This window comes from Pseudomonas sp. C321, assembly GCF_055407105.1.
Window position 1 is genome coordinate 497,512 of sequence record NZ_JBUZRB010000003.1, and the last position, 15,831, is coordinate 513,342.

Annotated in this window: 15 protein-coding genes; 2 read left to right on the plus strand and 13 right to left on the minus strand. The window is 57.9% G+C overall.

What is annotated here, in order from left to right; all coding sequences use genetic code 11:
* Window positions 1–54: 54 nt before the first annotated feature.
* Window positions 55–726 (minus strand): COG3650 family protein, encoded by a 672-nt coding sequence (locus tag ACZRJ6_RS11895; RefSeq protein ID WP_463968258.1) that lies wholly within the window; start codon window positions 724–726, stop codon window positions 55–57.
* 75 nt (window positions 727–801) lie between these two features.
* A complete protein-coding gene (locus tag ACZRJ6_RS11900) occupies window positions 802–1,401 on the minus strand; it encodes a short chain dehydrogenase (RefSeq protein ID WP_149413043.1) in 600 nt (199 codons plus the stop codon).
* Between the two features lie 106 nt (window positions 1,402–1,507).
* Here ACZRJ6_RS11900 and ACZRJ6_RS11905 point away from each other — a divergent pair, with 106 nt between their 5' ends.
* Entirely contained in the window at window positions 1,508–2,416 is a 909-nt protein-coding gene (locus ACZRJ6_RS11905) for a LysR family transcriptional regulator (protein WP_463968259.1), read from the plus strand.
* On the opposite strand, the gene ACZRJ6_RS11910 is transcribed toward ACZRJ6_RS11905, so the two are convergent.
* The 9 genes from ACZRJ6_RS11910 to ACZRJ6_RS11950 all read right to left on the minus strand — a co-directional run bounded on the left by ACZRJ6_RS11910 (window position 2,413) and on the right by ACZRJ6_RS11950 (window position 10,072).
* Window positions 2,413–2,898, minus strand: coding sequence for a DoxX family protein (locus ACZRJ6_RS11910; protein WP_463968260.1), 486 nt, complete (start codon window positions 2,896–2,898; stop codon window positions 2,413–2,415). The genes ACZRJ6_RS11905 and ACZRJ6_RS11910 overlap by 4 nt on opposite strands.
* The gene (locus ACZRJ6_RS11915) at window positions 2,895–3,671 is read right to left on the minus strand and encodes an HvfC/BufC N-terminal domain-containing protein (RefSeq protein WP_463968261.1); all 777 of its coding nucleotides are present in this window, start codon (window positions 3,669–3,671) and stop codon (window positions 2,895–2,897) included. Before ACZRJ6_RS11915 ends, ACZRJ6_RS11910 begins: the two co-directional genes overlap by 4 nt.
* Complete coding sequence (gene bufB, locus ACZRJ6_RS11920) at window positions 3,668–4,549, minus strand: MNIO family bufferin maturase (RefSeq protein WP_463968262.1); 882 nt, start codon at window positions 4,547–4,549, stop codon at window positions 3,668–3,670. The genes ACZRJ6_RS11915 and bufB overlap by 4 nt, the downstream gene beginning before the upstream one ends.
* A 25-nt stretch (window positions 4,550–4,574) precedes the next feature.
* Complete coding sequence (locus tag ACZRJ6_RS11925) at window positions 4,575–4,880, minus strand: BufA1 family periplasmic bufferin-type metallophore (protein ID WP_463968263.1); 306 nt, start codon at window positions 4,878–4,880, stop codon at window positions 4,575–4,577.
* Between the two features lie 189 nt (window positions 4,881–5,069).
* Window positions 5,070–5,771 carry an ABC transporter ATP-binding protein gene (locus ACZRJ6_RS11930; protein ID WP_133099355.1) on the minus strand — a complete coding sequence of 234 codons (702 nt, stop codon included), beginning with the start codon at window positions 5,769–5,771 and terminating at the stop codon, window positions 5,070–5,072.
* The gene (livG, locus tag ACZRJ6_RS11935; RefSeq protein WP_463968264.1) at window positions 5,772–6,539 is read right to left on the minus strand and encodes a high-affinity branched-chain amino acid ABC transporter ATP-binding protein LivG; all 768 of its coding nucleotides are present in this window, start codon (window positions 6,537–6,539) and stop codon (window positions 5,772–5,774) included. It abuts the gene before it with no gap.
* Window positions 6,536–7,792 carry a high-affinity branched-chain amino acid ABC transporter permease LivM gene (locus tag ACZRJ6_RS11940; RefSeq protein ID WP_463968265.1) on the minus strand — a complete coding sequence of 419 codons (1,257 nt, stop codon included), beginning with the start codon at window positions 7,790–7,792 and terminating at the stop codon, window positions 6,536–6,538. Before ACZRJ6_RS11940 ends, livG begins: the two co-directional genes overlap by 4 nt.
* The gene (livH, locus tag ACZRJ6_RS11945; protein WP_133099352.1) at window positions 7,789–8,712 is read right to left on the minus strand and encodes a high-affinity branched-chain amino acid ABC transporter permease LivH; all 924 of its coding nucleotides are present in this window, start codon (window positions 8,710–8,712) and stop codon (window positions 7,789–7,791) included. Before livH ends, ACZRJ6_RS11940 begins: the two co-directional genes overlap by 4 nt.
* A gap of 232 nt (window positions 8,713–8,944) precedes the next feature.
* The gene (locus tag ACZRJ6_RS11950; RefSeq protein ID WP_463968266.1) at window positions 8,945–10,072 is read right to left on the minus strand and encodes a branched-chain amino acid ABC transporter substrate-binding protein; all 1,128 of its coding nucleotides are present in this window, start codon (window positions 10,070–10,072) and stop codon (window positions 8,945–8,947) included.
* Between the two features lie 341 nt (window positions 10,073–10,413).
* On the opposite strand from ACZRJ6_RS11950, the gene ACZRJ6_RS11955 reads away from it, so the two are divergent.
* Window positions 10,414–10,737 (plus strand): DUF2288 domain-containing protein, encoded by a 324-nt coding sequence (locus ACZRJ6_RS11955; RefSeq protein WP_463968267.1) that lies wholly within the window; start codon window positions 10,414–10,416, stop codon window positions 10,735–10,737.
* Window positions 10,738–11,026: 289 nt separating this feature from the next.
* Here the strand turns inward: ACZRJ6_RS11955 and ACZRJ6_RS11960 are convergent, their stop codons facing one another.
* Window positions 11,027–13,204: a hypothetical protein gene (locus tag ACZRJ6_RS11960; protein ID WP_463968268.1), complete on the minus strand. Its 2,178-nt coding sequence runs from the start codon at window positions 13,202–13,204 to the stop codon at window positions 11,027–11,029.
* Between the two features lie 205 nt (window positions 13,205–13,409).
* Entirely contained in the window at window positions 13,410–15,674 is a 2,265-nt protein-coding gene (locus tag ACZRJ6_RS11965; protein WP_463968269.1) for a putative bifunctional diguanylate cyclase/phosphodiesterase, read from the minus strand.
* Window positions 15,675–15,831: the final 157 nt, after the last annotated feature.

A 15,831-nucleotide genomic window follows, 5' to 3' on the forward strand; every position in this document is an offset into this window, starting at 1 on the left:
GATTATAAGCCCCAATGGCGATTTCCCGTCATGTTAAAACAGCGCAGGGCCGAATCAATCGTCCCGTGAGCCGCCAAACGCCGCGCAGCCACGCTGTACCTGGCCGTTTACCCGCAACTCGGCGCTCATGTGTTGCAGGCTGCCGCTGACGCTGTCGACACAACGTTGTGGGGCGACCCACAGTTCGATGTGCTGGTTGTTGGCTTCGGTCATAAGGTTGAAACGGCCATCACCCAACTGCTCTTCCACATAGGGTACCGGCAACGGCTGCTGGCCTTCACGTATCAGCACCATGCCCTTGGCGGTGACGCTCAGCGACCAGGCTGGCTTGTGGCCATTGGCGCGCAGGATCATGCGCTTGAAGTCCGGGTCGTCACAGGCGGAGGTCGAACGCTCGACGCGATAGAGTTGTTGCAGGTCGACCTGGCCTTGGGTGCCGGTGGCGACGCCGGAGAACTTGCCCCGCAGGTCGGCGAACAGCGCGCCTTGCTGGCCGGCCAGGGAGGCCGCTTCCTGGAGGATGCTGGTGCCGCCAGTGTCATTGACCACGTAGTTACGTTGGTCGTGGCAAGGCTGGAACAGCAGCTTGTCACCGATGGCCGTTAGCTCACCCTGCATGCGGGTCAGGCCCGTGAGGGAGGGCTTGGCCGGCTCGCTGTCGAACATCTGGCAGGCGGTGAACAGCGGTAGCAGGGCAAAAAGAATGAGGGTACGGGCGGCACGCATTATCGGGTCTCCTGATAAGTGCCGCCACGTTACGCAGGCTGAGGGTGCATCACAAGTCTGGGACACACGTTGAGTTCAACCAATGATGTATGTCTGCCCCGTTTGCATGCCTTCCACACTTTTCGCGTAAGCCAATGCTACATCCGCCGCCGGCACTGGCTTGAAACCACGAAAGTACGGGGCATAGCTGCCCATGGCTTCCAGCAGCACGTTTGGGCTCACCGAGTTGATGCGCAGGCCACGCGGCAACTCAATGGCTGCGGCCTTTACGAATGCATCAAGGGCGCCGTTGACCAGGGCTGCCGAGGCGCCCATGCGAATCGGGTCGCGGTTGAGGATGCCGCTGGTGAAGGTGAACGATGCGCCGTCGTTGGCGAATTCGCGGCCGATCAGCAGCAGGTTGACCTGGCCCATCAGCTTGTCTTGCAAACCCAGGTCGAAGTCGGTTTCGCTCATGTCCGCCAAGGGCACGAAGTTGACGTTGCCGGCAGCGCAGACCAGGGCATCGAACGTGCCGGTCTGCTGGAACAACGTGCGGATCGAGGCGCTGTCGCTGATATCGACCTGGAAATCGCCGCTTTTGCGACCGATGGTGATCACGTCGTGGCGCTGGGACAGTTCTGCCTTGACCGCCGAGCCGATAGTGCCGCTGGCGCCAATCAATAGGATTTTCATCGTGTCGTTCCTCCAGTTGTTCAGGTGAAGCTTCAGTCTAGAGTGGTTTTTTCTGCTGATAAGCGCACTAATGGGCAACCTTTGGTTTTCAATTGGAAACAATCCCATGAGCGAAATGGATGACCTTGCGGCGTTTGCGGTGTTGATCGAAGCCGGCAGCTTTACCTTGGCGGCCCAGCAATTGGGCTGCAGCAAAGGCCAACTGTCCAAGCGCATCAGCCAATTGGAGGCGCAGTTTTGTGTGGTGTTGCTGCATCGCACCACCCGTAGGCTTAGCCTGACGGCTGCGGGTGCGGCGTTGTTGCCTCAAGCCCAGGCTCTGGTGGTCCAAGTCGAGCGGGCGCGTCAGGCGTTGGCCCGACTTAAGGACGATTTGGCTGGTCCCGTGCGTATGACGGTTCCGGTCTCTTTGGGCGAAACCTTCTTCGACGGCCTGTTGCTGGAGTTCTCCCGGCACTACCCGCAGGTGCAGATTGAGTTGGAGCTCAACAACAGTTATCGCGACCTGGCGCGGGATGGCTTTGATCTGGCAGTGCGTTCAGAAGTTGCCAACGATGAGCGGCTGGTGGCCAAGCCACTGCTGGCCTGGCACGAGATGACCTGCGCCAGCCCGGCCTATCTGGAACAGCATGGCGAACCGGCGACTCCAGCGGACCTGGTCGGGCATAACTGTCTGCTCAACAGCCACTACAGTGGCCGCGAAGAATGGTTGTATCACCAGCAACATGAACTGTTGCGTGTCCGGGTGTCCGGGACCTTCGCCTCCAACCATTACAACCTGCTGAAAAAAGCGGCACTGGTGGGCGCCGGCATCGCGCGTCTGCCGTCATATGTATTGCAGGCGGAATTGGCTGACGGCCGACTGCGCTGGCTCCTGCGCGACTATCAGACTCGCAGCATGCCGATGTATCTGGTCCATCCCTACCAGGGTGGCTTGCCGAGACGTACCCAGGTGCTCGCGGACTACCTGGTGGGTTGGTTCAAACGCAGTGGCGAGGCCCTGGATCAACTTTAGCGGTAGCGCCGGGCAATCAACTGATCAATGGACAAGCGCCCAGGTCCCTTGGCCATCAATACCAGCAGCAGGGCAATCCAGGTGCCGTGGGTCGGGTAGGCATCCGGGTAGACGAACAACTGAATGGTCAGGGTCATGCCTAACAGTGCCAATGCCGAAAAGCGTGTGGCGAACCCCACCAGGATCATGATCGGGAAAAAGTGCTCGGCGAAGGTCGCCATATATGCGGCCATCTCCGGCGACAGCAGGGGCACCTGATATTCACTGCGAAACAGCGGCAGGGTGGAATTCGCCAGGTGAGGCACGCCCAGTTGCAACGTTCCGTCGACCACGTCCACGGCAAAGCCTTCGACTTTGGTCTGGCCGGATTTCCAGAACACTGCCGCAATGGAAAAACGTGCGACAAAGGCGATCAAGCTGTAGGGGATTTTCTCGAAGCACTGGATGACCCGTGCGATCAGACTCGGTGTATGGGTGTTCATGGCTGTACCTTCTTTTCGGTGTGCAAATGAGTAATGGCTCCGTGACCAATCAGCAGCGCCAGGCATTTATGCAGGTCGAATTCGGTGGCTGCGTCGAGGGCGTAAGCCATGGCCATCTCCAGCGGCCAGTCGTTGTTCAGGCTGTTGATAAACGCCACCGAACCGATGTCTACGGTGAAGACCTCGACCTCCAGGCCGTTGCGCAGAACCAGGGCACTTTGTGCCTGCAAGGGGTTGAGGGTGGACAGGGATGACTCCGTCTGGTGCGCAGCCCATAACGCCACTACTGCGTAGGCCGAGTTCAATGTGGCGAGGGACGGGTGCAATTGCAGGCGCAGATTTCCCAAAGACGATTGATGCTGCAGATTCGCAATCACGGTTTGCTGATCCAGTGCCGGCGTGTCGGCCGCGTGATAGGCCCTAACCCGCAAGCACTCCAGCCGCGCCACATCGGCCAGGTAAGGCAGGCTGGCGGCGGGTGCAAAGCCCTGGATGAAACTTGCGAAATCACTGCCGTACTCGTTGAGCACCGGGCTGGTGGGAGGGAATGCCTGGACATAAATTCCGGACATGGCCTGAAAAAACTCATCCCCCACCAGTTGCCGGATAACCGGATAACCATCGGCCAGCGCGTTGATCAAGGAGCTGTGGACGTTGTTGCGATAGACCGCAAAGCGGCTGGCCGGATTGGCGCCGTTGCTGCTGAAAATACCTTCAGGGCATACCGGGTCCGACGCCAGCAGCGCCTTGGCAAATGAGTCCTGCCAGCTCATGAGGGCACCTCGACGGCCTGCAGGTACTGGTCGGCCTGGTGCGCTTCGGCGTGCAACACGGCAAATGCTGGCACCTGGTTGTCTCGCTCGATCAGGGTGGCAACTGGCCCGATGCGTTCAAGGACGTGCTGATAGAGGCGCCATACGGCGTTATCAATAGGCGCGCCGTGATCATCGATAAGCAGGCGATCACCGAGGCTGTCGGTGTCTTCGGCAAACCCTGCCAGATGAATCTCACCTACGGCCTGCAGCGGCAAGGTATTGATGTAGGCAAGGGGATCGCGCTGGTGGTTGATGCATGAGACGTACACATTGTTGACGTCCAGCAACAGGCCGCAGCCGGTGCGACGAACGACTTCGCTTATGAAGTCCGTTTCGTCCAGCGTGGAGCGCCGAAACTGCAGGTACGTCGACGGGTTCTCCAGCAGCATTTGCCGCTTGAGGGTGGTTTGTACCTGGTCGATGTGTTCACACACTCGGTCGAGTGCGGCGTTGTCATAGGCCAACGGCAACAAGTCGTTGAGAAACACCGGACCATGGCTGGACCAGGCCAGGTGTTCGGAAAAGGATTGGGGTTGATAGCGTTCGATCAGTGTGGCCAGGCGTGCGAGGTGCTCGCGGTTCAGCGGGCCTTCGCCGCCGATGGACAGGCCAACGCCGTGCAGTGACAGCGGATACTGTTCGCGGATCAACCCCAGGTAGTGATGAAAAGGCCCGCCGGCCACCATGTAGTTTTCGGCGTGGACTTCAAAAAAACCGATGTCGGGCAAGGTCTTGAGCACTTGCGTGAAGTGCTCGCTCTTGAGCCCCAGGCCAGCCCGGCGAGGAAGGCCGGGCGCCTGAGCCTGGGAGACGCTGCACAGGGATGAAAGAGTCATCGTCAGTACTCAGGCTTGTGTGGTCTCAGGACTTGGCTTTGAAGGCTTCCATCTGGCCGAAGCCGGTCGGCGAGGTTTGGCTTTTCAGGGTGGTGCAGGTGCCTTTGGGAACCAGACTCCAGGCATTGGCCTGGAAGTCGGTTTTCGAGGTGCCGGCACAGGTGGTACCCGCGCCCGCGGCGCAGTCGTTCTTGCCTTTCAAGGCGACGCCGAAGCATTTTTCCATGTCATCGGCTGCGTGGGCGGTGGTGGTCAGGGCGCTCAGGCTCAGGGCGGAACCCAGGGCCAGGACGAGGGTGGCGGCGGACAGCGAGCGAGTGGTGGTGGTCATGGTGTTTCTCCAGCAGTGGGTTGAGTAAGGAAGCGTTTGTGCTTGCTTACACCACTAGAGAAAGGGGAAAAGGGATCGTTACAAACTCGTTTGAAAATAATTCAAACCCGGCCATCCAGAATGATGGGAACGATCAGCGACAGGAACAAAAAAACGGCCCGAAGACCGTTTTTGTGATGCCGCGCTTGGTTAACCGCCCAGATACGCCTCACGCACCTTTGGATCGGTCAGTAATTGTTCACCGCTGCCCTGCATCACCACCCGGCCGTTTTCCAGCACATAGGCGCGGTCGGCGATTTTCAGCGCCTGGTTGGCGTTCTGCTCCACCAGGAACACCGTTACACCGTCCTTGCGCAGTTGTTCGATGATGTCGAAGATCTGCTGGATGATGATCGGCGCCAGCCCCAGGGACGGCTCGTCCAGGAGCAACAGCTTGGGTTTGCTCATCAGTGCCCGACCGATGGCGAGCATTTGCTGCTCGCCGCCGGACATGGTGCCGCCACGCTGGCTGAAGCGTTCCTTGAGCCGTGGAAAGAGGTGCAACACCTTGTCCATCTGCTCCTGGTAATCGCCCTTGTCGGTAAAGAACCCGCCCATGGCCAGGTTTTCTTCCACGGTCAGGCGGGCAAACACCCGACGACCTTCCGGCACCACGGCAATACTCTTGCGCATGATGTTCGAGGAATGCTGGCCCACCAGCTCTTCACCCATGTAGCGGATGCTACCGCTGTGAGCCTGGGGCGAACCGCACAAGGTCATCAGTAGGGTAGATTTACCGGCACCGTTGGCGCCGATCAGGGTGACGATCTCACCCTGGCGCACTTCGACGTTGACGTCATGCAGGGCCTGGATCTTGCCGTAGAAAGTGGAAACGTTTTCGAATTGCAGCATTTACGCTTCCCCCAAATAGGCTTTGATCACTTCCGGATTGTCGCGGATCTGTTCCGGCGTTCCGTCGGCCAGTGGCGTGCCCTGGTTGATCACGACGATGTGGTCGGAAATGCTCATGACCAGTTTCATATCGTGTTCGATCAGCAGCACGGTCGCGTTGTTTTCTTCACGCAGCACACCGATCAACGCCTTGAGGTCTTCGGTTTCCTTGGGGTTCAGGCCGGCGGCGGGTTCGTCGAGCATGAGGATCCGCGGGCGGGTCATCATGCAGCGGGCGATTTCCAGGCGACGTTGCTGACCGTAGGCAAGAGTCCCGGCAGGACGGTTGGCAAACTCGGTGAGGTTGACCTTGTCCAGCCAGTACGCGGCGTATTCCATGGCCTCGCGTTCGCTTTTGCGGAACGCAGGGGTCTGGAACAGGCCCGCCAGGAAGTTGGTGTTCAGGTGACGATGCTGGGCGATCAACAGGTTCTCGACCGCCGTCATGTCCTTGAACAAACGCACGTTCTGGAAGGTGCGCACCACGCCCTTGCGGGCGATCTCGTGGCCAGCCAGGCCCTGAATGGGCTGGCCGTCCAGCAGGATGCTGCCACCGCTGGGCTTGTAGAAGCCGGTCAGGCAGTTGAACACCGTGGTCTTGCCGGCACCGTTAGGACCAATCAACGCCACGACCTGTTTTTCCTTTACGGTCAGGGCCACGCGGTTGACCGCCAGCAAGCCGCCGAAGCGCATGCTCAAGTTTTCGACTTTCAGGATCTCGCGGCTCATTTGCGCAACTCCATGTGTGGACGTTGCATGGGCAGCAGGCCTTGAGGACGCCAGATCATCATCAGCACCATCATGGCGCCGAACATCAACATGCGATATTCACTGAACTCACGCATCATTTCCGGCAGCAGGATCATCACGACGGCCGCCAGGATCACGCCCAACTGCGAGCCCATGCCACCCAGTACGACGATGGCGAGGATGATCGCCGACTCGATGAAGGTGAACGACTCCGGTGTCACCAGGCCCTGACGAGCAGCAAAGAAGCTGCCGGCAAAACCGGCGAACGCGGCGCCTAGGGTGAAGGCCGAGAGTTTGATCACGGTAGGGTTCAGACCCAGGGCACGGCAGGCGATTTCATCTTCACGCAGCGCTTCCCAGGCGCGCCCGATGGGCATGCGCAGCAGGCGGTTGATCACGAACAGCGCCAGCAGGGCCAGCAACAACGCAACCAGGTAAAGGAAGATCACCTTGTTGATGGAGTTGTATTCCAGGCCGAAGTATTCGTGGAAGGTCTGCATGCCCTCGGCAGCCTTGCGCTCAAACGTCAGGCCGAAGAAAGTCGGCTTGTCGATGTTGCTGATGCCGTTGGGGCCGCCGGTGAGGTCGGTCATGTTGCGCAGCAACAGACGGATGATCTCACCAAAGCCCAGGGTCACGATGGCCAGATAGTCGCCCCGCAAGCGCAACACTGGGAAGCCCAGCAGGAAGCCGAAGGTGGCGGCCATCATCCCGGCGAGCGGCAGGCAGATCCAGAAGCCCCAGCCGAAGTAGTGGGACATCAACGCGTAGCTGTAGGCGCCGACGGCATAGAAGCCGACATAACCCAGGTCCAGCAGACCTGCCAGGCCTACCACGATGTTCAGGCCAAGGCCGAGCATCACGTAGATCAGGATCAGCGTGGCGATATCCACCGCGCCGCGAGAGCCGAAGAACGGCCAGACCAATGCCACCATCACCAGGCCGAGGATGATCCAGCGCTGAGTGCTTGGCAGGGTCAGGAAGTTGCTGGCCTTGGCCGGGATCAGCGGCATGTTGGGCGAGGATTTCCAGGCTGCACTGATTTGCGAATGGAAAAACACCCGCACGAACATCAGTAGTGAGCACACGGCAATGGTCAGCAGCGTGGCAGTGCTGGTGTTATGAACTTCCAGGTTGATGCCGACGATGGTCAGTTTCAAACCCAGAACCGGGTAGGCCACGGCCCACACCAACAAGGCGCTGAACAGCGCCGATTTAAGATTGCGTGTCATACCTTTTCAACCTCCGGACGGCCGAGGATGCCGGTTGGCCGGAACAGCAGCACCAGTACCAGCAAGCCGAATGCGACGACGTCCTTGTATTGGTCGCCGAACACGTCGGCACCGAACGCTTCGGCCACACCCAGCACCAGCCCGCCGAGCATCGCGCCGGGGATACTGCCGATGCCACCGAGAACGGCAGCGGTGAAGGCCTTGAGTCCGACCAGGAAGCCGGCATTGGGGTTGATCACGCCGTATTGCATGCTCAGCAGCACTGCCGCGACGGCGGCCAGTGCGGCACCGATGACGAAGGTCAGGGCAATGATGTTGTTGGTGTTGATACCCAGCAGGTTGGCCATCTTGATGTCTTCGGCGCAGGCGCGGCAGGCGCGACCCAGGCGTGAACGGGAGATGAACAGGGTCAGGCCGAGCATGGCGAGCAGAGTCACCACGAACACCACGATCTGCATGTAGGAAATCAGCACTTCATGTGCGCCACCTGGCCCGAAGGAAATGTTGCCGGGGATCAGGTTGGGGATGGATTTGTCCTTGGAGTCTTGCGCCAGTAGAACGGTGTTCTGCAGAAAAATCGACATGCCGATGGCGGAGATCAGTGGGATAAGACGGTTACTGCCACGCAGGGGGCGATAAGCGATCCGTTCGATACTGTAGCCATAGGCACTGCAGACGACGATGCTCGCGAGAAAACCCACGGTCATCAAGAGCGGGACACTGTCGAGTCCCATCATGGTCAGCCCGGCGATGGCGATGAACGCCACGTAAGAGCCAATCATGTACACCTCGCCGTGGGCGAAGTTGATCATTCCAATGATGCCGTAAACCATCGTATAGCCGATGGCGATCAGGGCATACGTGCTGCCAACGGTCAGGCCGTTAACCAACTGCTGGAAGAAGTGATAGATGTCAGGCATTACAGCGCTCCTAAAAACCTGATACGCATTTCACTGGTGGAGTCATTTTCCCGCTCAAGCCCCGTGGATCTGCATCCACTTCGAACATGAGGTTTGCCAGCGAACCGCTGATGACGGTTTTGAGATTTTCAGGTGGGGAGACTTGCGGATCACGCAAGCGCGGCCCATTACATTCGTAAAACAAAGCCCACGGCGCACCGTGGGCTTTGTTGGCCGTCAGTAATGAAGAACCTTACTGAGGGGAAGCTTCGGTTTTAGGTTTGCCGAAGTGCCACTCGTAAACCACAAACTTGAAGTCTTTCAGGTCGCCCTTGGCGTCGAAACTCAGGTCGCCAGTCGGGGTCTTGAAGGTACCCGCGTGGATGGCTTCAGCCACTTTGGCCGAGTCTTCGCTCTTGGCTTCGGTGATTGCATCGGCGATCACTTTAACTGCGGAGTAGGACGGGAACACGAACGGACCGCTCGGATCTTCCTTCTTGGCTTCGAAGGCAGTCTTCAGGGCGACGTTGGCAGGGTCCTGGTCAAAGGATTTCGGCAGGGTCACCAGCAGGCCTTCGGAAGCGTCCTTGGCGATCTGCGAAATGGAGTCGTTACCCACGCCTTCCGGGCCCATGAACTTGGCTTTCAGGCCTTTTTCCTGGGATTGACGCAGGATCAGACCCAGCTCCGGGTGATAGCCGCCGTAGTAGACGAAGTCGACGTTGGCTTGCTTGAGCTTGGCGATCATCGAGGAGAAGTCCTTGTCGCCGGCATTGATGCCTTCGAACACGGCAACTTTCACGCCTTTGCTTTCCAGGGTTTTCTTCACCGCGGTGGCGATGCCTTCACCGTACTGCTGCTTGTCGTGCAGTACCGCGACGATTTTCGGCTTCACGTGGTCGGCGATGTAGTTGCCGGCCGCAGGCCCCTGGGCGCTGTCCAGGCCGATGGTGCGGAAGATCATCTTGTAGCCACGGGAGGTGATGTCCGGGCTGGTGGCGGCAGGGGTGATCATGATCACGCCTTCGTCTTCGTAGATGTCCGAAGCCGGTTGAGTGGAGCTGGAGCACAGGTGACCAACCACGAACTTGATGCCGTCGTTGACGACTTTGTTGGCCACGGCCACGGCTTGTTTCGGATCGCAGGCATCATCGTATTCAACGGCTTGAAGCTGCTTGCCGTTGACGCCGCCCTTGGCGTTGATTTGTTCAATGGCCATTTTTGCGCCGCTGAACTGCATGTCGCCGTACTGGGCTACCGGGCCGGTTTTAGGGCCGGCGATGCCAATCTTGATGGTGTCAGCTGCGAACGAATGGCTGGCAACCCCTGCCAGGACCATAGCGGCAAACAGTTTGGAAATCTGCTTAGTAGCCTTATTCATAGTGCTCCACTCTTACTGTTGTATTTTTTATAGTTCTAGCGGCCTTGCGAGCTGCAGAACCGGATCAGATATCTCGGATATCCCCCCAGCAGCACCCTGGCAACTGTACCGGTACAGTGTAGAGCGCCGGTTGATCGCTTGAAAAGCTGGCTGCTGGGGGCAAATGCCGGGTATGTCGCTTAAATGAAAGAAAAAGACAGAATAGCGGCGTGGTAATGCCAGAGTTTCGGGCAATCCTTGGCTTTGCTGACACTTTCAATCGATGACTCATTTGCAACTGGGTTTTTCTGTCCAAGGCACGACGGTATGATTGCGCCGATTTTTTCCTCAGGTGAACTCCCATGACGCAAGAACCTAGCACCCTCTATGCCAAGCTGCTCGGCGAAACCGCCGAAATTTTCTGGAAGGAGCTTGAGCCGTTCTTTGCCAAGGGTGCCCTATTGTGGGTCGACGCCAGCTTGGATTTGATCGAGGCCGCCGAAGGGATGGCCGAAGATAATCACGAGAAAGTCGCTGCCTGGCTGGCCTCGGGGAGTCTTGGCGAAGTGTCTGCGACGCGGGCATTGGACCTCGTGGAGCGTGATCCAGGTGTATGGGCGGTGGTGGTTTCGCCGTGGATTTTGATCCAGGAAAGGGCATCGTCAAAAACGGATGCTCCAAAATAGTGCGTGCTTTATTCGATAAGAAGTGTGTAGCGGAGTAACTGCAGACGCGGTGATGGCATCTGGCCGTAGAGAAAGGTCACAGCCGAGGGTGACGTGCGCGTCACGGGAACAGTTCTATCGGTGGCGGAATGCCGGGGGAATTGTTTCTGGGTGTGGCAAGGGCGGTAGATATTTGAAAATTGAAAGACCGCTATCGCAGGCAAGCCAGCTCCCACATTTGATCGGCGTTCGTCATTACAACACGGTCAAATATGTGGGGCTGGCTTGCCTGCGATGGGGGCTGCGCGGTTTAGGCCGTCTTCCCCGTATGGTTATTCAAGGAAATAACCTTGGTCTTGCCAATCCGGTGACGGTAAATCTCGCGCAAGTACTTGATGGCCTTCTTCACGCAGTCCCGCGACAGACGAATGTCGTTGATCGAGACAAACTTGTCCTTGTCGTTGATCAGCTCGCGGTACTTCTTCTCATACATCGGCTTGATTGCGTACCAGTTGGTATCGAGGATCTTCGCCGGGTTTTCGAATTCGTTGAGCAATTCGTCGATGCGGTCCTCGTCGAAGTCATCGTGGATGATGAAGTCGAGGATCGAGTTGTCGAGCGTGTCGTCGAAGCGATACGGATTACGCGCAAAGCAGCGTTTGATAAAGGCCACGATCAGTGTCAGAAAGTCGTCCGACAGGCACGGGCTCTTGGCGATCAGGGTGGTCAGCGAGAGGTTGGCCGACGCGCCGATCACCAGCGCATAGCGCTTGAGGGTGGTGTTGGGAAACAAGCTGTTGAGGTGGGTCTTGAGCCGATTCAGGTCCATATAGGACAGCTTGTAGTCCTTGGGCAACGAGACAATCGACACCACCGACGAGCAGTTCTTGAAGAAGTGCAGGTCGTGCAAGGCCGCCGCGTCATAGCCGGAGTTCTTGTACTGCTCAAGGGACGCCTTATAGCGCTTGGACTCGATGGGCAGCAGGCTGATGCCTTCGATGGCCTGGGTGACTTTGTTGAAGTGCGGCAGGTCGATGGAGCGGAAGAACAGGTCGTCGATGTTCAGGCGCTGAGGCTCTTTTTCGAACACCTTGAACTTGTCGCTCGAAGGCATCGGGGTTTCCGGTACCACTGATTCGGCGTAGGCAATGGCCACGGGGCCGGCTAGGCTCATAAACAGGTCGTTGGCATCCAGGCGGATGGTTTCGCCGATGTCGATACCGGCCCGACGGAAGTAGTTCTGGTCGTAGTCGGTGGTCACCGCCTGGGCGGTCAGGATGTTGAAGATTTGCTGTGATATGTACTGGTTGGCGTGTTTTTCCATGGCATTGACATCAATATTCTGGATGTTGCCGTCGTCGCTTTCTTCGGCGTAACGCATGATGTCGTTGGAGATCAGCATCATCGCGTTCCACGGCCGGATGCGCCCCTTGACGCTGGCTTCGCTGCTGTCTTCGTTGTCGAAGTTGTAGGAAAAGTCCCATTCTTCAGACAGGTATTTACACAGCAGCCGACCGGCGTTGATGTGCAGTGCCTCGGACATCTCGCTGCGGTGATCGGAGATGTTCGGCAGTACGCAAATGCCGCTGGTGAAGATCGGTTCGAAGACGAATGCGTGGCCGCTCTTGCTGTCATGCTCGTCGGCAGGCTTGGTGTCGAACGTCTTGTTCATGTACGAGTGTTGCTGGGCCAGGCCGAATTCCGAGGCCATGCCCGAACCGGTACCGCCGCCGGCGCTGAAGATCGAAAAGTACAGGCGCGACTGGTTGGCCTTGATGCCGCAGGAGTCGATCAGGTACGAGTGGATCATTTTCCAGTCGGGGCTGGAAAAACGCTGGGTGTCCTTATTGAGGATGATCTTGGCCAGGTACTGGCCGAGGATCGGCGCGTTGCCGGCGCCACCGGCATGAACTTCCGAAAGGTCCATGATTTTCATCTTGCTGTAGTCGCGCAAAAAGCCGCTTTTCTCGCCCTTGCGTGAGAAGCGGATACGCCCGGCGATGTCTTTGTCCAGGTCGCCGAGCATCACCAGCGGCTCTACCAGGAACACCGGTTTACTGGCTTTGCCGGAACCCAGGCGCAAATTGTTGCGAAGCCACTGGGCCGGGCTATAGCCCTTATTCACTGACTTGTCTTCAGTGCTGAACTCGTTCAAGTAAAACTTGCGGGCGTTGTACACCAGTTCTGCGACGTCCAGTGCAATGTTCGAACCGCAACGACCCAGGCCGATCAGGCAGACTGAAGGAAACTCCTGCTCACCGCGCAGCTCACTGTCACCTTCCAGATGGGGAGGGCGCGGGAACACCATGTCCCGCAGTCCATCGAGGTTGTCGAGGATGCGGTCGGTGTTGGTTTCGGTGAAATACAGGTATTGCTGAGTGGCCAGCGCACGTGAACTGCTCAATGACTTTGGGCCTGAGGGTTTTTCCGCAGGAGCTGTCAGCGACACGTCGGATACCGCGGTGGCAGGATTATTTTTAGAAGTCATTGTGCGCCATTATGCTTGGACGGATGGCTGGCAGATATCAAAGAGCCATCACTGAGTGAGAGTTCGCGACTTTACCGCGCGTCACGGGCCGGAGCGATAGGGTTTAACCTTAGAATCTCTAGGGGAACTCGCGCCGGACTCTCATGGATCGGCCGTTGGTCGGACTTCTTTAATCAAATGATGGCGATTTGCCAAATGGCGGATATCAGCGGATGGGCCTCACAACCGAGGGCGGCCCTACACATCCCGGAGCAGAAGCCTTCGGCACCGAGGCTTCTTTTCCGCCCACCAGACTCAGTGAATTTAGCAGATTGCGCTGATCAAGACCGGCGATCACTGCGGCTATTTCACTGGCCGGCACTGCCGCGCTGAGCAGGTAGCCCTGAACGAAATCGCAGCCGTGCTGGGTCAATACTTCCAGCTGTTGCAGGGTTTCGACCCCTTCGGTGATCACTTGCAGATGCAGAGTGTGGGCCATACCTATGATTGCCTGGACGATTTCCACGTCAGCATTGGATTTGGGGATGTCCTGAATAAACGAACGATCGATTTTCAAGGTGTTGAGGGGCAAGCGTTTCAGGTAGGCGAGGGATGAATAGCCGGTGCCGAAGTCGTCGATGGACAGCGAGACCCCCAGCGCGCGGATTTGCCGCAGGAGCCCCAGGGTGCTGCTGATGTTGCCCATCAGCGCGTTCTCGGTCACTTCCAGCTCAAGGCGATTGGCGGCAATGCCGCTGCTGCGCAGGGCACTTTCGATTTCATCCGCCAGCTCGTCACGTGCCAGGTTCAGTGCTGAACAGTTCACTGCCATCGTCAAGTAGGGGTAGCCCTTTTCAGACAGCAAGCTCAAGTCGGCACAGGCCTGGCGCAATACCCAGTTGTCCAGTTCGGCAATCAGCCCGTTGTTTTCGGCAATGCTGATAAACCGCTCGGGAGTCAGCAGGCCATGTTGCGGATGTTGCCAGCGCACCAGGGCTTCGAGCCGAGTGACCTGGCCTTTTTGCAGGTCAAGAATGGGCTGGTAATACAGCGCCAGTTCGTTGCCGTTACGCAGGGCGTTGCGCAACTCTTCTTCCAGTTGCAGTTCAAGAAAGGCCCGGGTTTTCAGGTTGGAACTGAAAAAGTTCAGGCTGTTACGGCCTGCGTCCTTGGACTGGTAAAGCGCCAGGTCGGCGGTTTTCAGCAACTCCTCGCTGGTTGCGCCGTCGTCGGGGAAGATGCTGATGCCAATACTGGTGGTCATGACCATGCGCCGCCCGGCCAACTCGATGGGCTCTTTCATTTTCTGCATGATGCGCTGGGCCATATGCCGTGCTTCGTCGCGATGGTGAATGCTGATGAGGATGCAGAATTCATCACCGCCGAAACGGGCGACCACATCGTTGTGGCTGCGCACCGAGCTTTTGATATGGCTGGCCAGCACGGTAAGCAATTGATCGCCGGCGTCATGGCCGAGGCTGTCGTTGATGCGCTTGAAGTGATCGATATCCAGGAAAATCACCGCCAGCATGCCTTCGTCCATGGTTTTTTCCGCCAGTTTCTCTGCGAAAATCTGGTTGAAGCCACGGCGGTTGAGCAGGCTGGTCAAAGCGTCGTAATGGGCTACTTTCTGCAGGGACACCCGTGCCTGGTCCAGTTCGCTGAGCAATGCATTGACTCGGCGCAGATCGCGTTCCTTCTGTTCCAGTTTCTTGTCCGCCAGGGCGGCGCTGATGCTGCTGCCCACCACCAGCAGTGTGATGACGGCGACCGACAGGCCCAACTGCATCGGGTTATTGTCGATGGGCAGCGACGGAACAACGCCTGTGGGCACCAGCAACTGCATGGCGGCCATGGCCGTGAAATGCATGCTGATAATGCCCGCCCCGAGCACCAGGCTGGCGCCATATTTAAGCAGTTGGTGAAACCTCCGGCTGCCGTTTCGCAGGTGATGGGACAACAACAATGCTGCGAGGCTGGCGCTGATGGCGATCATCACTGATAACACAAACAGTCCAGACTGAAAGTACACCTGTGCGTCAGAGCGCATCGCCGATATGTCGACGTAATGCATCAAGGCAATGCCCAGCCCCATCCACACGGACGCCCGCAGGTACTGGGGAAAATGCAGTTGCGCATGACTGAGGGTTTGCATGGCAAACAACGAGGCGATCATTGCGATCAGCAACGAGGCAAAGGTCATCATCAATTCGTAATGAATGGTGATTGGTGCCTGGAAGGCCAGCATGCTGATGAAGTGGGTCGACCAGATTCCCCCCGCCAGGCAGCTGGCACCGACCCAGCGCCAGCGTCGCTGGGACAGGGGATTATCGACGTGGCCGACGCGTTCGGCCATCTCCAGGGTACCGAAACTCGCCGCGCAGGCGACCAGATAAGCCAGTAGCACCAGAATGGGGTTATGACTGCAATTGAGTAATAAATGCCCGTTCTCTGGAAGGTCGGTAAAAAAATGCAAACCAAGCCATTCCATAGCATATCCCGTCACAGAGTCGTTGCCTGACAATGAGCTTGAGTATAGAGAGAGTGGGAGGGTTGCAAGGCGTAATGGCAAAATGATGCTGATCTTTTTGCGATGTATTTATGAACAACTAGAACCAAATGAACGGGGTGACGTGGGGCGCTCGGGG